The sequence below is a fragment of the Lysobacter olei genome, from assembly GCF_054777355.1.
The window spans coordinates 129,916-148,327 of the sequence record NZ_BAAHAT010000001.1 but is presented as its reverse complement, the minus strand read 5'-3'; the positions used below and the strand labels follow the sequence as shown (position 1 = coordinate 148,327).

At 67.4% G+C, this 18,412-nt stretch carries 17 protein-coding genes and 1 riboswitch; of the genes, 9 read left to right on the top strand and 8 right to left on the bottom strand.

Annotation, left to right across the window (positions count from 1 at the left end; translation table 11 throughout):
- Nucleotides 1–21: 21 nt before the first annotated feature.
- Nucleotides 22–1,935 carry an FUSC family protein gene (locus ACYVBS_RS00745; RefSeq protein WP_460821161.1) on the bottom strand — a complete coding sequence of 638 codons (1,914 nt, stop codon included), beginning with the start codon at nt 1,933–1,935 and terminating at the stop codon, nt 22–24.
- Nucleotides 1,936–2,132: 197 nt separating this feature from the next.
- Between ACYVBS_RS00745 and ACYVBS_RS00740 the strand changes: the two genes are divergently transcribed.
- Nucleotides 2,133–3,224: an amidohydrolase family protein gene (locus ACYVBS_RS00740; protein ID WP_460821159.1), complete on the top strand. Its 1,092-nt coding sequence runs from the start codon at nt 2,133–2,135 to the stop codon at nt 3,222–3,224.
- Here the strand turns inward: ACYVBS_RS00740 and ACYVBS_RS00735 are convergent.
- Nucleotides 3,176–3,832, bottom strand: a complete 657-nt coding sequence (locus ACYVBS_RS00735; RefSeq protein ID WP_460821158.1) for a lysoplasmalogenase — start codon at nt 3,830–3,832, stop codon at nt 3,176–3,178. The two genes, ACYVBS_RS00740 and ACYVBS_RS00735, sit on opposite strands and share 49 nt — an antisense overlap.
- A gap of 95 nt (nt 3,833–3,927) precedes the next feature.
- Between ACYVBS_RS00735 and ACYVBS_RS00730 the strand changes: the two genes are divergently transcribed.
- Entirely contained in the window at nt 3,928–4,272 is a 345-nt protein-coding gene (locus ACYVBS_RS00730) for a zinc ribbon domain-containing protein YjdM (RefSeq protein WP_460821157.1), read from the top strand.
- A gap of 261 nt (nt 4,273–4,533) precedes the next feature.
- Here the strand turns inward: ACYVBS_RS00730 and ACYVBS_RS00725 are convergent, their stop codons facing one another.
- Both ACYVBS_RS00725 and ACYVBS_RS00720 read right to left on the bottom strand, forming a co-directional pair.
- Nucleotides 4,534–4,854, bottom strand: coding sequence for a hypothetical protein (locus ACYVBS_RS00725; protein WP_460821156.1), 321 nt, complete (start codon nt 4,852–4,854; stop codon nt 4,534–4,536).
- A gap of 418 nt (nt 4,855–5,272) precedes the next feature.
- Complete coding sequence (locus ACYVBS_RS00720; RefSeq protein WP_460821155.1) at nt 5,273–5,653, bottom strand: hypothetical protein; 381 nt, start codon at nt 5,651–5,653, stop codon at nt 5,273–5,275.
- Between ACYVBS_RS00720 and ACYVBS_RS00715 the strand changes: the two genes are divergently transcribed.
- From ACYVBS_RS00715 to ACYVBS_RS00690, 6 genes are all read left to right on the top strand, one after another.
- Nucleotides 5,652–6,095 carry a hypothetical protein gene (locus ACYVBS_RS00715; RefSeq protein WP_460821153.1) on the top strand — a complete coding sequence of 148 codons (444 nt, stop codon included), beginning with the start codon at nt 5,652–5,654 and terminating at the stop codon, nt 6,093–6,095. The genes ACYVBS_RS00720 and ACYVBS_RS00715 overlap by 2 nt on opposite strands.
- Before the next feature lie 25 nt (nt 6,096–6,120).
- On the top strand, nt 6,121–6,375 hold the full coding sequence (locus tag ACYVBS_RS00710) for a hypothetical protein (protein ID WP_460821152.1): 255 nt from the start codon (nt 6,121–6,123) through the stop codon (nt 6,373–6,375).
- Nucleotides 6,376–6,433: 58 nt separating this feature from the next.
- On the top strand, nt 6,434–6,811 hold the full coding sequence (locus tag ACYVBS_RS00705) for a PH domain-containing protein (protein WP_460821151.1): 378 nt from the start codon (nt 6,434–6,436) through the stop codon (nt 6,809–6,811).
- Between the two features lie 213 nt (nt 6,812–7,024).
- On the top strand, nt 7,025–9,202 hold the full coding sequence (katG, locus tag ACYVBS_RS00700; RefSeq protein ID WP_460821597.1) for a catalase/peroxidase HPI: 2,178 nt from the start codon (nt 7,025–7,027) through the stop codon (nt 9,200–9,202).
- 173 nt (nt 9,203–9,375) lie between these two features.
- A complete protein-coding gene (locus ACYVBS_RS00695) occupies nt 9,376–9,804 on the top strand; it encodes a DUF1810 domain-containing protein (RefSeq protein WP_460821150.1) in 429 nt (142 codons plus the stop codon).
- A gap of 65 nt (nt 9,805–9,869) precedes the next feature.
- Nucleotides 9,870–10,220 carry a hypothetical protein gene (locus ACYVBS_RS00690; protein ID WP_460821149.1) on the top strand — a complete coding sequence of 117 codons (351 nt, stop codon included), beginning with the start codon at nt 9,870–9,872 and terminating at the stop codon, nt 10,218–10,220.
- A 157-nt stretch (nt 10,221–10,377) separates the two neighbouring features.
- On the opposite strand, the gene htpG is transcribed toward ACYVBS_RS00690, so the two are convergent.
- The gene (htpG, locus tag ACYVBS_RS00685) at nt 10,378–12,282 is read right to left on the bottom strand and encodes a molecular chaperone HtpG (RefSeq protein WP_460821148.1); all 1,905 of its coding nucleotides are present in this window, start codon (nt 12,280–12,282) and stop codon (nt 10,378–10,380) included.
- 229 nt (nt 12,283–12,511) lie between these two features.
- Complete coding sequence (locus ACYVBS_RS00680; protein WP_460821147.1) at nt 12,512–13,120, bottom strand: hypothetical protein; 609 nt, start codon at nt 13,118–13,120, stop codon at nt 12,512–12,514.
- A 125-nt stretch (nt 13,121–13,245) separates the two neighbouring features.
- On the opposite strand from ACYVBS_RS00680, the gene ACYVBS_RS00675 reads away from it, so the two are divergent.
- On the top strand, nt 13,246–14,457 hold the full coding sequence (locus ACYVBS_RS00675) for an NAD(P)/FAD-dependent oxidoreductase (protein ID WP_460821146.1): 1,212 nt from the start codon (nt 13,246–13,248) through the stop codon (nt 14,455–14,457).
- Nucleotides 14,458–14,600: 143 nt separating this feature from the next.
- Here the strand turns inward: ACYVBS_RS00675 and gcvP are convergent, their stop codons facing one another.
- The gene (gene gcvP / locus ACYVBS_RS00670; protein WP_460821145.1) at nt 14,601–17,486 is read right to left on the bottom strand and encodes an aminomethyl-transferring glycine dehydrogenase; all 2,886 of its coding nucleotides are present in this window, start codon (nt 17,484–17,486) and stop codon (nt 14,601–14,603) included.
- A gap of 39 nt (nt 17,487–17,525) precedes the next feature.
- A riboswitch (glycine riboswitch) is annotated at nt 17,526–17,634 on the bottom strand.
- A gap of 109 nt (nt 17,635–17,743) precedes the next feature.
- On the bottom strand, nt 17,744–18,409 hold the full coding sequence (locus tag ACYVBS_RS00665) for a sensor histidine kinase (protein WP_460821144.1): 666 nt from the start codon (nt 18,407–18,409) through the stop codon (nt 17,744–17,746).
- Nucleotides 18,410–18,412 lie beyond the last annotated feature (3 nt).

Sequence of the window (18,412 nt, the reverse complement as noted above, 5' to 3'; positions counted from 1 at the left end):
AAGTGGACGCAGGGCGGCGGATCAGGCGTGGCGGGCGAGCGGGTCCCGCGGCGGCACGGCCCGTGCCAGAAGGCTGTCGTGCACGGCGTGCAGTTCGGGCGCCAGCACCGCGGGCAAGGGCGGCAGGGTCTTGACGGGCGCGCCGCCGTGGACGGCGCTGGCCAGGGCGGCCAGGGCGCTGCGCACGTGCGCGGCGTCGTCGGCGTTGAGCATCGTGGTGGCGGCATCGCGCGCCGCCGGGCCGCCGAGTTTTTCCAATGCCCATGCGGCCGACAGCGTGCGGTAGACCAGCCGCTCGGTGGCGGCCAACGCAGGCCAGAGTTCCTCCGCGCGGCGCCGCTGCTCCTGCGTGGCGACCAGCGCGTCGTCGTACGCCTGCGCCAAGGCGAAGCTGCGGCGTTGCAGGTCGCGGCGGGCCACACGGGCGGCGGGCGTGGTCACTTCGGCGTGGGCCAGGTGGCGCACGACCTCGCCCACCTCCACAAAGGCATGCGCGATTTGGGCGGGAATGCGCTCGGCCGCGCGGCGTGGCGCCAGCAGGCGGAACACCAGCAACGCGATCGCGCAGCCCACCAGCGTGTCCACGCCGCGCGCGAGCAAGTAGCCACCCAGGTCGTCGATGCGATGGCCGCCGCTGGCAATGGTCAGCGCGGCGCTGGTGATGAAAATCACGGCAAGCGCATAGTTGCGCATCACCAGCATCTCGATGGTGAACTGCAGCGCCACCACGGTGGCGACCAGCCACACGCCCTGCGGATGCAGCGACAGGATCGCGCCCGCGAGCAGCAGGCCGATCCAGGTGCCGGTCAGGCGCTCCACGCTGCGGTGGAGCATCCGCGTCCAGTCCAAGCCGGTGTGCAGCATCAACACCGCGGCCGCCACCGCCCAGTACGAACGCTCCAGGTGGAACACCGCACCCAATGCGCCGGCGGCGAGCGCCGCCACGCCCACACGCAGGATGACGCCACGCGACGGCGTGCCCGGCAGCAGCGCATCGCGCAGCGCGGCGAGCGCGTCGGGATGGCCCAGCGGCACTTCGACGCGCCCCAGCGGCTCCCCGGTGACCGAGGGGCGCGCCACTTGGGCGGTCAGTTCGCGCGCCCGCACCAATGCCTGCGGCGAAATCGGCTCCCCGCGGCTGGCCGCGCCCACGGCATCTGCGAACAGCAGGTGCAGTTCGCGATTGAGCGCACGCAATCGTCCCAGTGTGCCGTCGGCACGTGCCGACGCCGGTTGGAAACTCACCAGCGCTTCCCACGCGTCATGCAGGGCCATGGCCGCTCGATGGCGGGCGCTGTTTTCAGCCTGCGTGCCGACGGCTTCGACGAAATCACCGACCGACCTGGCTGCAGCCGTGACGGCGGATTTTTCAGGTCCGCGCGGCCAGAACAGCACGCCGCCCATGTGCAGCAGCCACGCGATCGCGCCACCGCCGAGCACCAGCAGTCCGGCATGCCATGCGTTCAGATGCGGCGCATGCATGGCGGTGCCCGCCGCGCAGGCGAGCAGGAACATGTAGGCCCCCGGTGGCCCGATGCGCAGGGCGTTGCCGATCCACGTGGCGAGCATCGCCATCATCGCGACGACCGGCACCACCAGCCACGCGTGCGGCGCGATGGCGATGCCCACCCCCACGGCCACGGCGAACGCCAACGCGATCAGCGCCAGTTCCGTGGCGCGGCGCAGGTAGGGACGGCCGCTGCCATACAGCGCGGTGAAGCCGCCGGTGGCGGCCATCAGGCCGGCACTGGGGTCACCGGCCAGCACGCCCAGCAGCATCGGCAGGCCCATCGCCACGCCGCAGCGCAGGGCGAAGGGCCAGCGCCGCGTCGGTAGCCCGCGCATCACGAACAGGCCGCGCACCATGCCGCGGAGCGACGGCGCGGGCGGGGCCGGAGGCGCGGGGGGCAGGGCGGGTGAGGGGGCCATGGGCATGCAGCGACGCCCACTGCGGCGCGCGATAAATGGACGGAGAGGCCTGCATTCTACGCCCCGGTGGCGATGGGCCAGCCGCGTGCTGGCCTCTGGCCGGCGATGCGCCCGTTGACCTGTCCGGGACACGCTGCGTGTGGTCGCGCTTTCCCGAAGGCGCGCCCCGTCGTAGCCATCACCGTCACCCCGGAGAAGGTCGCATGCACCGATGGATTGCCTCGCTCGTCCTGGCCGCCGCCAGCGTCATCCCGCTGCGCGCCGCGGAGCCACTGCCCATCATCGACGTGCACCTGCACGTGGGCGAGGCCGCTCCGGGCGCGATCAACCCGGCCACCGGCAAGCCGACCACCGCCAGCACGGACGTCGAGCGCGAGCGGCTGACGCTGGAGCAGATGCGCCAGCACAACATCGTGCTGGGCCTGGTGAGCGGACCGGATGCGGCGATGGGCAGCATGCGCCGCGCCGGTGGCGAGCGGATCTGGGCGGGTGCCTTCCTGGATGACGGCCGCACGCTGCTCCCGCCGCCGGACACGCTCCGCAAGGCGTTCGCCAGTGGCGAGTTGAAGGTGATGGCCGAGATTGGCGCGCAGTACCACGGCCTGAACCTCAGCGATCCGTGGTTCGAGCCGTACCTGGCGCTGGCGGAAGAGCTCGACATTCCCGTTGGCGTGCACACCGGGCTGGGGCCGCCGGCCTCGCCCTACACGTGCTGCCCGAAGTTCAGCGTCCACCTGGGCAACCCGGCGTTACTGGAGCCGATGCTGAAGAAGCACCCGAAGCTGCGCGTGTGGATCATGCACGCCGGCTGGCCGTACCTGCAGGAAACCAAGGCGATCCTGTACATGTACCCGCAGGTGTACGCCGACGTGGCGGTGATCAACTGGATCATCCCGCGCGCGGAGTTCCACCAGTACCTGCGTGAGCTGGTGACCGCCGGCTTCGGCGACCGGTTGATGTTCGGTTCGGACCAGATGATCTGGCCGGAGTCCATCGGGCTGGCGGTGGAGGGCGTGGCCTCGGCGGACTTCCTCAGTGAGGCGCAGAAGCGCGACATCTTCTACAACAACGCGGCGCGGTTCCTGCGGCTGGACAAGGCCGGAAAAAAAGGCGCGCACAAAGCCGAAAGCAAAGCCGAGAACGAAGCCAAAGACGAATCCGCACACGCGGGGAAGTGGACGTGCGGATCATGGGCCGTGTCTGATCGCCGCCCGCGCCGAAGTGCCCCCTTCGGGGTGGGCCGCGCCTACGGCCGCCAGAGCACCGATGCGGCCAGCACCAGTTGCGCCGCGTAGTACAACGGCAGGCCCCACAACTTGTTGGCGAAGGCGTGGCCGATGAAGCGGTCGCGTGCCACCGAGATGTCCGAGGCGGCGAACGCCAGTGCCGCCACCGGCAGCCACCACGCGCTGCTGCCCGCGCCCGCGCCGATGGCCAGCGTGCACATCGCGCCGATGGCGACGACATACGCCGGCACGGCCACGCGGTAGAGCGGCTTGAGCCTGGGCCAGAACACGCCCAGTACCAACGCACCCACGCCCACCATCAACACCGCACCCACCAGCAACGCGCCGCCGTGCAGCGGCCAACCGGCGAACGCCGTCGCATAAGCCACGTGCGCCAGCAGGAACGCACCCAGCCCCGCGAGGAACACCGCGCTGCGTTGTGCGAGCAGCAGCACGTCGCCCAGCCAGCTCAGGGCCAGCGCGAGCAACACCCACCTGGCATACGTTGTCTCGACGTTCCCTGCCGCGAGCGCGACCGCGACGAACGCGGTACTGGCCACCGTCTTGCACACCGCGCGCACCGTGCGCGCCTCGCGGTGCTCCGCCCACAGCAGGCCCAGCACGGCGAGGGCACACACGACCGCGGCGAACACGGCGTTGGGGGGCAGGGCAGTCATGGATGGCATACAGCCTCCTTGCGGTAATGAGGATCATTCTGCCCGCCTGGCGGGGCGCACCTATACTTTTCACCCCCACCTTGCCGGAGCGCCCCATGCCCACACTTCCCCCGTGCCCGCAGTGCGCCATGGAAAACACCTATCCGGACGGCGACAACTACGTCTGCGCTGACTGTGGCCATGAGTGGCCGATGGCGGGCGAAAGCGCGGCCACTGCCGACGACGACGCGGTGGTGAAGGACGCCAACGGCACCGTGCTGGCCGACGGCGATGCGGTCGTGCTGATCAAGGACCTGAAGGTGAAGGGCTCCTCCACCGTGCTCAAGCAGGGCACCAAGGTGAAGAGCATCCGCCTGGTCGGCAGCGGCGACCACGAAGTCGACTGCCGCATGGATGCCGGCAACTTCATGCTGAAGGCGTGCTACCTGAAGAAGGTGTAAGGCCCCGGCGGAGCCGGCCACGGTCCCCGTGACCGCGCCATGCGCATCGGTGGCGCCATCACCGATGCGTTACATCGTGACGGGTAGCCTCTGGGCGGTTTCCGACGCGCAGGTGCGCCATGGCCCACTTCCAACACAGCCCTCCCACCGATGCCGCCAGCCGCGACGCGCTGCGCTGGGAGCACAAGCGCCAGCAATCGCGCGTGCGGTGGGAGCGCGACAAATACGCCTCCAGCCATGCCTGGCCGGAGACGCAGCGGCTTACGTGGCCGACGGCGGCACCAACGCCTCCGTCTCGTGATACCACGCCGCCTGACAGGCCGCGGACGCTTCCTCCCAGCTCAGGCGTGACCCGCCCTTAAGGCGGTGCCAGTCGGCGCGCAAGGCGTTCTCGGCTTCGGCCCAGCTCTTGCCGCCGGCTTTTGCATACGCCTCGCGTCCGGCACGGTACGCCGGCGCGTAGTCGTCGAAGGTGTAGCCGGCCATGTAGTACGGCGCGTGTTCCAGCGCGTTGCGCCAGTGGGCGTCCGGGTCGTTGGCGGGGCGAGTGGAACCGGGGTTGGTGGGGGCGGGCGTGGTCATGGCGATTCCGTCGTGGGGTGGGGGACCACCATCGCGCCAGCGGCGTATAGAGCAGGTGGAGGTGGAGTGCGGGCCGGCAGGGCCCAGTTGCCGACCCTGCGGAGGGTGGCCCGACAGGATCTGCGGGCGTGGATGTCCGGCAGGCGGCGAACTGAGCGGGAGGCCCGGCGGTTGCGGCGTCGGCGTTGGCGCTTTTTTCGCCAAATTCCGCACCCGGAGCGTGGCGGGTGGCCCCCAAAGGGCGGCGTGCGGCGCAATGGGTCGCGTCCGCCGCGAGATGAGCGGAACGCCCAGCGCCTGATGGGAGAGCGAGCAAACAAAAAGCCGCATTGCTGCGGCTTCTTGTCCGGGGCGCGGTGCCGGAGGTGTCGCGGATGGGGCCGGGCACGCGGCAGGGCGGGCTTTATCCGCCGCCCGCTCAGGCCGGCTCGGCAACCGGCGCCGTCATGACACGCTGGCGGTGGTGGTCAACTTGCAGAATGGCGCCGCGCGCACCGGAGATGAACTTGAGGTGCAGAGACGCAACTGTCAGCTCGCGCCCGGTGACAGGGCCTTCCTGCATCGCCCGCGGCAACTGAACGTGGTTGACCCGGAGATCCGCCGCCAGCATCGCGCCAATCAGTCTTCCGGGCCACACGCCCGCGACGATGCTGCCATGAGGGCTCTGCTGGAGAGCACGCCAGAGACATGAGTTACCGGAGCGGCTTCGCCGCACCGCTGGCCGCCAATCCTGCACCGCTTTCGTTTGAATGGCTGCGGGCAATTCGGCACGCAGTGATGGGTCACCGGAGATCGACATGCACCGACTGTTCCTGCTTCTCGCGTCCTTGGCATTTGTGTCTTCCTGCTCATTCGAAACGGCTGTCCCGATCGAGACGGCTGCTGCCTCCGTACCGACCCCTCCCTCTGGCGAGCGTCTTGCTTACGTCGTGGGCTGCGTCAACTGCCACCACCAGACCCCCAAGGAAATACTCAACGCGCCACCCCTGCAGGTGGTGCAGGGCTACTCGCTTCCTGAGTTCAGGAAGCTGCTGGCAACAGGGGTCACCCGCGATGGGCGTGACATGTATGCACAGGGCAGCATCATGGGGATAGTCGCGCGTGAGCAGCTGTCGCACCTCACCGATGAGGAGGTGGCGGCCGTTCACGGCTATCTACAGAAAGGCTGGACCCCTGAGCGCGCTGCATTGGAGGAGGCCAAGATTGCATCGTTCCCTCCGCCGACCTTCCTCAAGAAGTAGGAGCGAAGCCCATGTTCCTGCCCATGTGGCTCATCGCAAAAAGCTGGGTCACGCCGCCGTCAGCATCGGCCTGGTCGCCGAAGATCCGGCGGCCAGTGCAAGGGACGCGGCAGAGTTCCTGAGGGCGCGAGACTTTGAGGCCCAGGTGGTGCTGGACGCGGAGCCGGCGTTGCCCATCGCATTCGTGGTGACCAATGCAACCTCGGGCACCGTGCTCAACTTCCGCAAGCATGTAGTTCATGTGCCACGGCCGAAATCGGTTGGCGTGCGCCGCGATTGATCACGAGTAATCTTCGTCAGTCGGCGGCAAAATTTCATATCTCGACAAAGGAAACCCCATGGGACTCATCGACGGCCTCCTCGGCAACGCCTCCAAGATCGACCCCGCCAAGGTCCAGGAAGAATTCGCCCGCATCCTCGCGCCCGGCGAGAAGGTGGAGCACGCCTACAAGCTGATCCGCGACTACTTCGTCTTTACCGACAAGCGCTTCGTCATGGTCGGCAAGGAAGGCATCACTGGCAGCAAGACCGAGTACCACTCCATCCCGTACCGCAGCATCACCCACTTCAGCATCGAGACCGGAGGCACGTTCGATCTCGATGCCGAGTTGAAGATCTGGGTCTCCAGCACCGCCGCGCCGATCCAGAAGCAGTTCAACAAGCACCTGAGCATCTACGAGGTGCAGAGCGTGCTGGCCAGTTACGTGTTGCGCTGAGGGCTCGCGGCCGACCCATTGGGCGGCCCTATCAAAGCAATCAATTCAATCAACTTCACATTGCGTTCACGGGTACCTAGATTCGGCCTGCTCCGTCCCTCTTTCACAGGCAAAAGGATCCCGCACATGCGCATGAAGCCCATCTCCCTGGCGATCGCCCTGACGCTCGCCATTGCCGCCCCGTCGCAAGCCGCCAACACCGGCGCCGCGTCCATGGGCACACGCAACATGTTGACCAACCAGCATTGGTGGCCGGAGCGACTCGATCTCTCCCCGCTACGTGCGCATGGCGCCACGTCCAATCCGTATGGCGCGGACTTCGATTACGCCAAGGCGTTCAACAGCCTCGACCTCGCGGCGGTCAAGGCCGACATCAAGAAGGTGATGACCACCTCGCAGGACTGGTGGCCGGCGGACTGGGGCAACTACGGCCCGCTCTTCATCCGCATGGCGTGGCACGCCGCCGGCACCTACCGCACCCTCGATGGCCGCGGTGGTGCCGACGGTGCGCAGCAGCGCTTCGAGCCGCTCAACAGCTGGCCCGACAACGTGAGCCTGGACAAGGCGCGCCGCCTGCTGCTGCCCATCAAGCAGAAGTATGGCAACAGCATTTCCTGGGGTGACCTGATGGTGCTCGCGGGCACCGTTGCGATGGACAACATGGGCTTCAAGACCTACGGGTATGCCGGTGGTCGCGTGGACCAGTGGGAGGCCGACACCGTTTACTGGGGTGCTGAAAAGAAGTGGCTGAGCGACGAGTCGCGCTATCACGGAGAGGGCGAGCGCAAGGCAGGCGCCAAGACGTTGCAGAACCCGCTGGCCGCGGTGCAGATGGGCCTGATCTACGTCAATCCCGAAGGGCCCGGCGGCAACCCGGACCCGATGGCGGCCGCGAAGGACATCCGCGACACCTTCGGCCGCATGGCAATGAACGACGAGGAGACCGTCGCGCTGATCGCCGGTGGCCATACCTTTGGCAAGGCGCACGGTGCGCACAAGCCCGATGAGTGCCTGAGCGCCGATCCCGCGGGCGCGGCGATCGAGGAGCAGGGCTACGGCTGGAAAAACAAATGCGGCAAGGGCAACGCGGAGGACACCATCACCTCCGGCCTGGAAGGGGCATGGACTTCCACGCCGACCGCCTGGGGTGTCCAGTACCTGGCCAACCTGCTCACGTTTGACTGGGTTCAGACCAAAAGCCCGGCCGGGGCCGTGCAGTGGGTGCCCAAGAATGCCGCCGAGGTGCAGATCGTTCCTGACGCGCACATCCCAGGCAAGCGCCATGCGCCGATCATGTTCACCACCGACATCGCGCTGAAGACCGACCCGGAGTACGCGAAGATTGTCCGGCGCTTCATGGAGAATCCGCAGGAATTCGACCTCGCGTTCGCCAAGGCGTGGTTCAAGCTGACCCACCGTGACCTGGGCCCGCGTGCCCGTTACCTGGGCAAGGAGGTGCCGGCGGAAGCGCTGATCTGGCAAGACCCGGTCCCGGCGGTTGACCATGCGCTGGTCAGCGCCAATGACGTGGCGGCGCTCAAGGGCAAGATCATGGCGTCCGGCCTGTCGCACAGCGATCTCGTCGGTGCCGCCTGGGCGGCCGCCGCCAGCTTCCGCAACACCGACATGCGTGGTGGCGCCAACGGTGCCCGCGTCGCGCTGGCGCCGCAGAAGGACTGGGCCGTGAACCGGCCGGCCGAGCTCGCCACAGTGATCGCCAAGCTCAGGCAGATCCAGGCCGAGTTCAATCAGGCCAACGCCAAGTCGGGCAAGAAGGTCTCGGTGGCCGACCTGGTCGTGCTGGGCGGCAATGCGGCAGTCGAGGCCGCGGCGGCCAAGGGTGGCGTGAAGGTTTCGATTCCCTTCAATCCGGGCCGCATGGACGCGACGCAGGAGCAGACCGACGTGCGTTCGTTTGCTTTTCTGGAGCCGCGCGCCGATGCCTTCCGCAACTATTACAGCGCGTCGTCGTTCTATACGCCGGCCGAAGCGCTGGTGGACAAGGCCGACACCCTGGGCCTGTCGGTGCCGGAGATGACCGCGCTGGTCGGCGGCATGCGCATGCTGGGCACCAATGCCGATGGTTCGAAGCACGGTGTGTTCACCAGCCGTCCGGGCGTGCTGTCCAACGACTTCTTCGTGAACCTGGTGGACATGTCCACGGCGTGGTCGAAGTCGGACAAGGAAGGCCTGTACGAAGGCCGTGATCGCAAGACCGGTGCGCTCAAGTGGACCGGTACCACCGTCGATCTGATTTTCGGGTCCAACTCGGAGTTGCGTGCGATGTCCGAGTTCTACGCGCAGAACGATTCGAAGGAAAGGTTCGTACAGGACTTTGCTCGTGCGTGGGCGAAGGTCATGGACAACGACCGTTTCGATCTCAAGCGCTGATCGCGCAGTCACGCGACCGGCAACAGGTCCCGCCCCCGATGGGGGCGGGACGTGCCGTGGCGGTCACCCGCAGGTCACGGCCGGGTTAAAGTCGGCGAACATCCCCGAGGCGTTGTGCTTCCACAGCCACACGTGCAGCGTCGCGGAAACCACGTTCACGGAACCCAGCGGCCATGCCAACGTCGGATGATCTGCAGCGCTTTGTCGACGCCCAACAGGACGCGTACGACGCCGCGCTGGATGAGTTGCGCGAAGGGCGGAAGCGCACGCACTGGATGTGGTTCATCCTGCCGCAGCTGCGCGGGTTGGGACACAGCGCGATGGCGCAACGCTTTGGATTGGCCGATGCGAATGAAGCGATGGCGTACGTGGCGCACCCGGTGTTGGGGCCGCGCCTGATCGAGTGCGTAAGGGCGCTGCTGGCGCATCGCACCAGCAGCGCGGAGGACATCCTCGGCAGCATCGACGCAATGAAACTGCGGTCGTGCCTGACCCTGTTCATGCAGGTAGCGCCGCAGGTGCCTGAATTCGGGCAGGCCCTGGAGCGGTTCTATCGGGGCGAGAGAGACCCACGCACCGTGCAGTTGCTTTCACGCGGATGAACCGCGGCAATTGTTAATGCACGGTCGCGATGCGTCGCGTGTTCATATCACCGGATGTTGTCATCGTGCTCCGTAACCTGATCCGCGTCGCCCCGTTGCGGCTCAACAAGGAGTATGACCCGATGAAGCACAACACCTATACCGAGCATTTCCAGAAGACTTACAACAACACGCCGTACTACCGTAAGGACATGGCGTGGGACGACTACGAGCCGGCCTACCGCTACGCCGAGAACAGCTACAGCACGCGCTCGGGCCGCACGTTCGACCAGATCGAGAACGACCTGGAGCGCGGCTGGGACAAGGCGCGCGCCAACTCCCGCCTGGCCTGGAACGAAGCGAAGGAAGCCGTGCGCGATGGCTGGCACATGCTGGAGCGCGCGATGCCGGGTGATGCGGACCGCGACGGCCGCTGATCGCACACGTGCGACAGGCGATCGAGCTCCCCCCCCACGCGCGATGACACGCGCCACGGGTCGTCCCGTCGCACAGTGGTAGCCCAATAGCAAAAGCCCCGGAGTTCCGGGGCTTTTGCTTTGCAGCGCATCTGCGGTTTTGTCTCCGCCGAGGCGCTTATTGCACCAGCAGCCGATTCACGCGCTGGATGAAGGCGGCCGGGTCTTCCAGTGCCGTGCCCTCGGCTACCTGCGCCTGCTCGAGCAACAGCAGTGCGAGGTCTTCCCGGCGTCCGCTGTCCTGCTCGCCGTCCAGCCGCTTCAGCAGCGGATGGCCGGGATTGATCTCCAGCACGGGCTTGGATTCGGGGACGGGCTGGCCGGCGGCACGCAGCAGGCGCTGCAGGTGCAGGGACACGTCGTATTCCTCCAGCACCACGCATGCCGGCGAGTCGGTCAGGCGTGCCGAGACGCGCACGTCCTTCACGCGCTCACCCAGCAGGCCCTTGACCGCGTCCACCAGCGGTGCGGCGGCCTTGGCGTCGGCCTCGCGCTTTTCCTTGTCGGCCGGCGTGTCCAGGTCGCCCAGGTCCAGGTCGCCCTTGCCAATATGGCGCAGCGGCTTGCCGGCGTACTCGTGCAGGTGGCCGATGGCCCAGTCGTCGATGCGCTCGTGCAGCAGCAGCACCTCGATGTCGCGGGCGCGCAGTGCTTCCAGTTGCGGGCTGTTGCGTGCGGCGTTCCAGCCATCGGCGGTGACGTAGTAGATGGCCTTCTGGCCGGCCTTCATCCGCTCGACGTAGTCGTCCAGCGCGGTCAGGTCATCGACCTTTTCGCTGCGAGTGGAGGCGAAGCGCAGCAGTTTGGCGATGCGCTCGCGGTTGCCGTGGTCCTCGGCCAGGCCTTCCTTCAGCACGTTGCCGAACTCGTGCCAGAAACCGAGGTACTTGTCGGCGTCGTCGCGCGCGGTCTTGTCCAGCAGGTCCAGCACGCGCTTGGTCAGGGCGGTCTTCAGCCTGTCCAACTGCCGGTTGCCCTGCAGCAGCTCGCGCGAGACGTTGAGCGGCAGGTCGTCGGAGTCGAGCACGCCGTGGACGAAGCGCAGGTACGCCGGCAGCATCTGCTCGGCGGCGTCCATGATGAAGACGCGCTTGACGTACAGCTTCAGGCCGCGGCGTTCGTCGCGGTTGTACTGGAAGTCGAAAGGCGCCTTGCTCGGGAGGTACACCAGCGAGGTGAAGTTCTGGTTGCCCTCGACGCGGTTGTGCGACCACGCCAGCGCTTCGTTGAAGTCGTGGCTGATGTGCTTGTAGAACGCCTGGTAGTCGGCGTCGGTCAACTCGGCCTTGGGGCGGGTCCACAGCGCGGAGGCCTGGTTGACGGGCTCCAGTTCCGGCGCGGTTTGGTCCGGCTTGTCGCCATCGGCGGCGGCGTCTTCGCCCCACTTCTCCTTCGGCATGCGGATCGGGAAGCCGATGTGGTCGGAGTAGCGGCGCACCAGCTCGCGCAGGCGCCAGCCATCGAGGTACTCGTCCTCGCCGTCCTTCAGGTGCAGGGTGACGGTGGTGCCGCGGCCGGCGCGTTCAACCGGCTCCAGTGTGAACTCGCCTTCGCCATCCGAGGTCCAGCGCCAGGCGTCGTCCGTGCCGGCGCGGCGGCTTTCCACCGACACCTTGTCGGCCACCACGAACGCGGAGTAGAAGCCCACGCCAAACTGGCCGATCAGCTGCGCGTCGGCCTTCTGCTGCGCCGACAGCGCCTCGATGAACTTACGGGTGCCGGAGCGGGCGATGGTGCCGAGGTTGCCGATCAGTTCGTCGCGGCTCATGCCGATGCCGCTGTCGGCAATGGTGAGGGTGCGCGCGTCCTTGTCCCAGGTGATGTCGATGGCCAGGTCCGGCTGGTCGCCGTAGAGCGTGGCGTCCTGCAGCGCCTCGAAGCGCAGCTTGTCGCAGGCGTCGGCAGCGTTGGACGCCAGCTCGCGCAGGAACACGTCCTTGTTGGAGTACAGGGAGTGGGTGACCAGGTGCAGGACTTGCTGGACCTCGGCCTGGAAGCGGTGGGTTTCGGTCTGGGTGGTCATGGCCTTTGGGGCGGGGTTGGATACTGGCCTAGAAAGTAGGTGCCCCCGTGCCTTTTTCAAGGCGATCCAGGGCGTACCGCCCATGCGGTCCCAGCGTACTGCGGCTTGGGCTACGGCCGGATTGTCGTGTTGCCGTAAACCAGGCAAGAGAAAGGCGCCCGTAGGCGCCTTTCCTGATCCCGGCTGGGGTGAAACCCGCCTGTGCGGGAACCGAGCCGCATGCGGAGGCTCAGAGCATCTTGCTCCGCGCCTGCTCGGCACGCGAGGCGCCGATCGCGGTTTCCACCTGCTTGACCTCCTCAGGCGGCGGCAGCACGGCGGGCATGCCCAGGTTGTCGATCCACAGCTCGCGCAGCCAGCCGGCCGAGTGGTAGAGGTGGTGGTCCTCTTCCTGTTCCACCTCCTCGTGGGCGGCGCGCAGGACGCGGCCGTCCTCGCCGGTGGCCTTCTGGGCAACGCGGCCCAGCAGCTCCCAGTTGCTGTGGTCCTTGGTTTCCGCCATGACCACGCACTCACAGGCCACCAGCTCCGCGGCCCCCTTGGTGGCATTGGCCTTGGCCATCTCCATGGCCTGCACCAGCGAACGGCCGATGTGGCCCACGACCTCCCGGCCCGGTGTGGTGGCTTTGGGGTCGAGGCCGAAGTGCTCGAACAGGCGCAGGACCACCTCCTGGTGGTGGCGGGTCTGGTCCAGGTATTCCTGCCACTCCTTCTTCAGGTCGTCATTGACGGCGCAGCGGATGGCCATCTGGTAGACCTGCTCGCCGCCCAGTTCGGTTTCCAGCATCTGGTAGAGAAGCTCGGCCAGCTGCTTGTTGCTGTTGTCGTGTCGGGCCATGGGTCTGCCTCATCGTTGCGGGGGAGAGGACAACGATGGCCGCTGCCGGATGCAACGGCCGTGAAAAGGCTTTCGCATGTGCCTGTTTACATTGGACGCATGGCCACACCACTCAACCAACATTCATGGACCTGAAGAGCGGATACCCGTTCTGGGCGGTGAAGAACGGATTGCTCCACGCGTTTCCGCCGTTGCGCGGGGACCTGCGCTGCGACGTGGCCGTGCTCGGTGGCGGCATTACCGGGGCGTTGATTGCCGATGAGCTGGTGGCCCATGGCCATGCCGTGGCAGTACTGGAGCAGCGGGACGTGGCTTGGGGCAGCACGGCCGCGAGTACGGCGCTGCTGCAGTACGAAATCGACACCCACATGGTGGACTTGGCCAAACAATACGGTGAAGCCGATGCGCTGCTCGCATACCGCGCCTGTGCGGAGGCCATCGACCTGTTGCGGGACAAGGCGCGCGAGGTGCGTGACGTGGAGTTCGCCCGGCACGAGAGCCTGTATTTCGCAAGCCGGAAGCGCCATGCGCGCGCGCTGCGCGACGAGTATGAGATGCGCCTTCGCCACGGTTTCGATGTCCGGTGGCTGGAGCGGGGCGAGGTGCAGGAGACGTTTGGCTTCGATACCCCAGCCGCGATTCTCAGCCGGTTGGCGGCCAGCGTGGATCCGTACCGCTTCGCCTATCGCCTGCTGCAACGCGTGCAGGCGCGCGGGGCCGTGGTGCATGACCGAACGCGCGTGACGCGTATCCAGGTCTCGCCGCGCAGCGCGGAGCTCACCACGGAAGAGGGTTGCACCGTGCGCGCCCGCCACCTGGTGCTGGCCACCGGTTACGCGGCGCAGGGGCAACTGGGGCATCGCGTGGCACGCAACCGCAGCAGTTACGCGTTTGTCACCGACCCGATCCCGTCGTCGCAGCTGGGCATGCTGGCCTCCACGATGCTGTGGGAGTCCGCGCGGCCCTATCTCTACATGCGCACCACGGGGGACGGGCGCCTGCTGGTGGGCGGCGAGGACGATGCCGTGGACATCCCCGCACGGCGCGATGCGCGGGTGGAGGGCAAAGCGCGGCGTCTGGCGAAGCGTGTGGCGGAGCTTTTCCCCGGAATGCCGGTCGAGCCGGTGTTCTCGTGGGCGGGGACGTTCGCGGAGACGCCTGACGGATTGCCCTTCTTTGGCCCGCACCGCGACCACGGCCGGCACGTGCTGTTCGCGATGGCCTACGGGGGCAACGGCATCACCTACTCGATGCTGGGCGCCGGGCTGTTACGTGCGATGATCGAAAGGCGCAAGCACCCGTTGCAGCGGCTGTTCTCATTCGAGCGCCCCGCGTAGACCCGGAACGCATTGCTGCGCAGGCGTGGGGCGCGTTGGCCGGGGCCATCGGATGGCGCGCGATTCCATCCTCCAGACCGGCCGCTTGTCCCAATGAAAAAGGCGCCCGAAGGCGCCTTTCTCGTGAACGCTGCAGCGGTGGCTTACGCCTCCACTTCGTCCTTGTACGCATCCACCGGGATGCACGCGCACATGACGTTCTTGTCGCCGTACACGTTGTCCACGCGCGACACCGGCGGCCAGTACTTCTGCTGCTTCAGCGTGGCCAGCGGGAACACGGCGGCCTCGCGGCTGTAGCCGTGGTGCCACTCGGCGCCCATCACCATGGTGGCGGTGTGCGGGGCGTTCTTCAGCGGGTTGTCCTCGCGGTCGAGCTTGCCTTCCTCCACGGCGCGGATCTCGTCGCGGATCTGGATCATCGCGTCGATGAAGCGGTCCAGCTCGTACTGCGATTCGCTCTCGGTCGGCTCCACCATCAGCGTGCCCGACACCGGGAAGCTCAGGGTGGGGGCGTGGAAGCCGAAGTCGATCAGGCGCTTGGCCACGTCCTCGGCACCGATGCCGGTGGCGTCCTTGAGCGGGCGCAGGTCGAGGATGCACTCGTGGGCCACCAGGCCGTTACGGCCGGTGTACAGGGTCTCGTAGTGCGGGGCGAGGCGCTTGGCGATGTAGTTGGCATTGAGCAGTGCGACCTGCGTGGCCTTGCGCAGGCCTTCGCGGCCCATCATGGTCACGTACATCCAGCTGATCGGCAGGATGCTGGCGCTGCCGAAGGTGGCCGCCGACACCATCGCGCCGTTGCCCACGCCCTCGGTGCGCACGCCGTCGCCGCCGAATGCCTTCGGCAGGTACGGAGCCAGGTGCGACTTCACCGCGCACGGGCCGACGCCCGGGCCGCCGCCGCCGTGCGGGATGCAGAAGGTCTTGTGCAGGTTGAGGTGCGAGACGTCCGAGCCCCACTTGCCGGGCTTGGCGACGCCGACCAGCGCATTCATGTTGGCGCCGTCGGTGTACACCTGGCCGCCGTGCTGGTGGATGATCTCGCAGATCTCGACCACGTCCTCCTCGAAGACGCCGTGCGTGGACGGGTAGGTCATCATGATCGCGGCCAGGCGGTCGCTGTACTTCTCGGCCTTGGCGCGGATGTCTTCCACGTCCACGTTGCCGTTGCTGTCGCACTTGGTCACGACCACGGTCATGCCGCACATCTGGGCGGAGGCCGGGTTGGTGCCGTGCGCCGATTCCGGGATCAGGCAGATGTCGCGCTGGGCCTGGCCGTTGGCCTGGTGGTAGCCGCGGATGGCCAGCAGGCCGGCGTACTCACCCTGTGCGCCGGAGTTGGGCTGCAGGCTGACGTTGTCGTAGCCGGTGCACTCGACCAGCATCTTTTCCAGGCCGTCGATCAGCTCGAAGTAGCCCTGGGTCTGCTCGGCCGGGGCCAGCGGGTGGATGTTGCCGAACTCCGGCCAGGTGATCGGGATCATTTCGGCGGTGGCGTTGAGCTTCATGGTGCACGAGCCCAGCGGGATCATCGTGCGGTCCATCGCCAGGTCCTTGTCGGCCAGCGAACGCAGGTAGCGCAGCAGCTCGTGCTCGCTGTGGTGCGTGTTGAACACCGGGTGCGTCAGGAACGCGCTGGTGCGTAGCAGGCCGGCCGGCAGTTCGTCGGCGGTGTTGGCGTCCATCACGTCGATGTCGGCGATGGTCGCGCCGAACAGGCCGGCGAGGGCGACGATGTCGTCACGCGTGGTGGTCTCGTCGAGGCTGATGCCGACGCTGCCCGCGTCGATGCGGCGCAGGTTGATGCGCGCGGCCTTGGCCTTGGCGTGGATTGCGTCGGCGTCGACGCCCAGCACGTGCAGGGTATCGAAGAAGTCCGGGCCGACGGTCACGCCGGCAAAGCGCAGCGCGCTGGCGAGGATGCTGGCCAGGCGGTGGGTGCGGCGGGCGATGCGGACCAGGCCGTCCGGGCCGTGGTACACGGCGTACATCGAGGCCATCACCGCCAGCAGCACCTGCGCGGTGCAGATGTTGGAGGTGGCCTTCTCGCGGCGGATGTGCTGCTCGCGGGTCTGCAGGGTCAGGCGGTAGGCCGGCTTGCCTTCGGTGTCCACCGACACGCCGATCAGGCGGCCCGGCATGGAGCGCTTGTAGGCGTCGCGGCAGGCCATGAACGCGGCGTGCGGGCCGCCGAAGCCGAACGGCACGCCAAAGCGCTGGGTATTGCCGACCACGATGTCGGCACCCCATTCGCCCGGTGCGGCGATCAGGGTCAGGGCGAGGATGTCGGTGGACACGGCGACCAGACCGCCGCGCGCGTGCACGGCATCGGCCAGCGCCTTGTAGTCGTTGATCTGGCCGAAGGTATTCGGGTACTGCAGCAGGACGCCGAATGCGTCGGTGGTGATGGCGTCGGCGTCGTCACCGATGACCAGTTCGATCTCCAGCGGCTCGGCGCGGGTCTTCAGCACTTCCAGCGTCTGCGGGTGCACGCCGTTGGAGACGAAGAACACATTGGACTTGCTCTTGCACGAGCGCTTGGCCAGCGTCATCGCCTCGGCGGCGGCGGTGGCTTCGTCCAGCAGCGAGGCGTTGGCGATCTCCATGCCCGTCAGGTCGGCGCACATGGTCTGGAAGTTGATCAGCGCCTCCATGCGGCCCTGCGAGATCTCGGCCTGGTACGGCGTGTAGGCCGTGTACCACGCGGGGTTCTCGAGGATGTTGCGCAGGATGACGTTGGGGGTGTGGGTGCCGTAGTAGCCCTGGCCGATGAAGCTGCGGAACACCTGGTTCTTGTCGGCGACGGCGCGGATCTTGGCCAGCGCTTCGACTTCGGTGACGGCGGACGGCAGGTCCAGCGGATTGGCGGACTTGATGGAGCCCGGGACGATGGCGTCGGTCAGCGCTTCCAGCGAGTCGTGGCCGACCACGGACAGCATGGTGGCGATCTCGGCGTCGTTGGGGCCGATGTGGCGCTCGATGAAGGCGTGGTGGTGCTCAAGCGCGCGCAGGGAGTGGGTCTGGCTCATGGAAGGGCGTCCGAAGGCATACGTGCGGTGCCGCACGCGAGGCGCCCCTCTGTCCTTTTGCCTGAGAGTTTGCAGCACCCGGGGGAGGGTAGAGACGCTGCGTGCACCTTCGGCGCCGGGTTGAACCGGTCTCTCCAGAGTTGCTCGCACGGAGTGGTACGGGGGCCTGAGCGATTACGGGCGTTACGCCTTCGGCAGCGGCCGGCCCGGTCAGACCGGGGTGCCGCTTCTCCCACCGCGTGCATGGAGCCCGTCGATTATACCCCGGCCGGGACCGTGGGAAGCTCGACGGCGAACTCGATGGCGTCTTCGCCGTCCGTACGGCAGGTCAGGGTGCCGCCGTGGACTTCGGCGATGGCGCGGGCGATGGGCCAGGCCAGGCCCAGGCCGCCGTCGCCCGGCTCGGGCCACGGGTGCAGCAGCAGTTGGCCGCAGTCCAATTGGCCTGCATTCCTGAATGGGACGCGCCGGGCGAGCCGCACCCGGTCGGGGGAGGGGGCCGTGACCTCTAACTGAACCGGGAGAGGCGTGGGCTCCAGTTGCTGGGTCAGCAGGATGCGGAACAGCTGCGCGAGGCGCAGCGAGTCGCCGCACACCCGGGCCGTTTCCGCCTCGGGCGCCACCACGACCGTGGGCATGGGGGCGCGCAGGCCCAGGGTGACGTTGGCCAGCAACACCTGCAGTTCGTGGGCTTCCTGGCGGACGATCAGGCGGCCTTTTTCGGCGCGCATCCAGTCGCTGACCTCTTCGATCATGCGGCCCAGACGCGCGCACTGGCGATCGACGACGTCGAGCAGTTCCTGTCGGTCGGCCTCACCCAACGCGGGATCGCGCAGCAGCTTGGCCGCTGTACTGAGCGGCGACAGGGGACCGCGCAGGTCGTGGGCCAGCCGGTCCATCCAGGCGGATCGTTCGGGACTCATCGG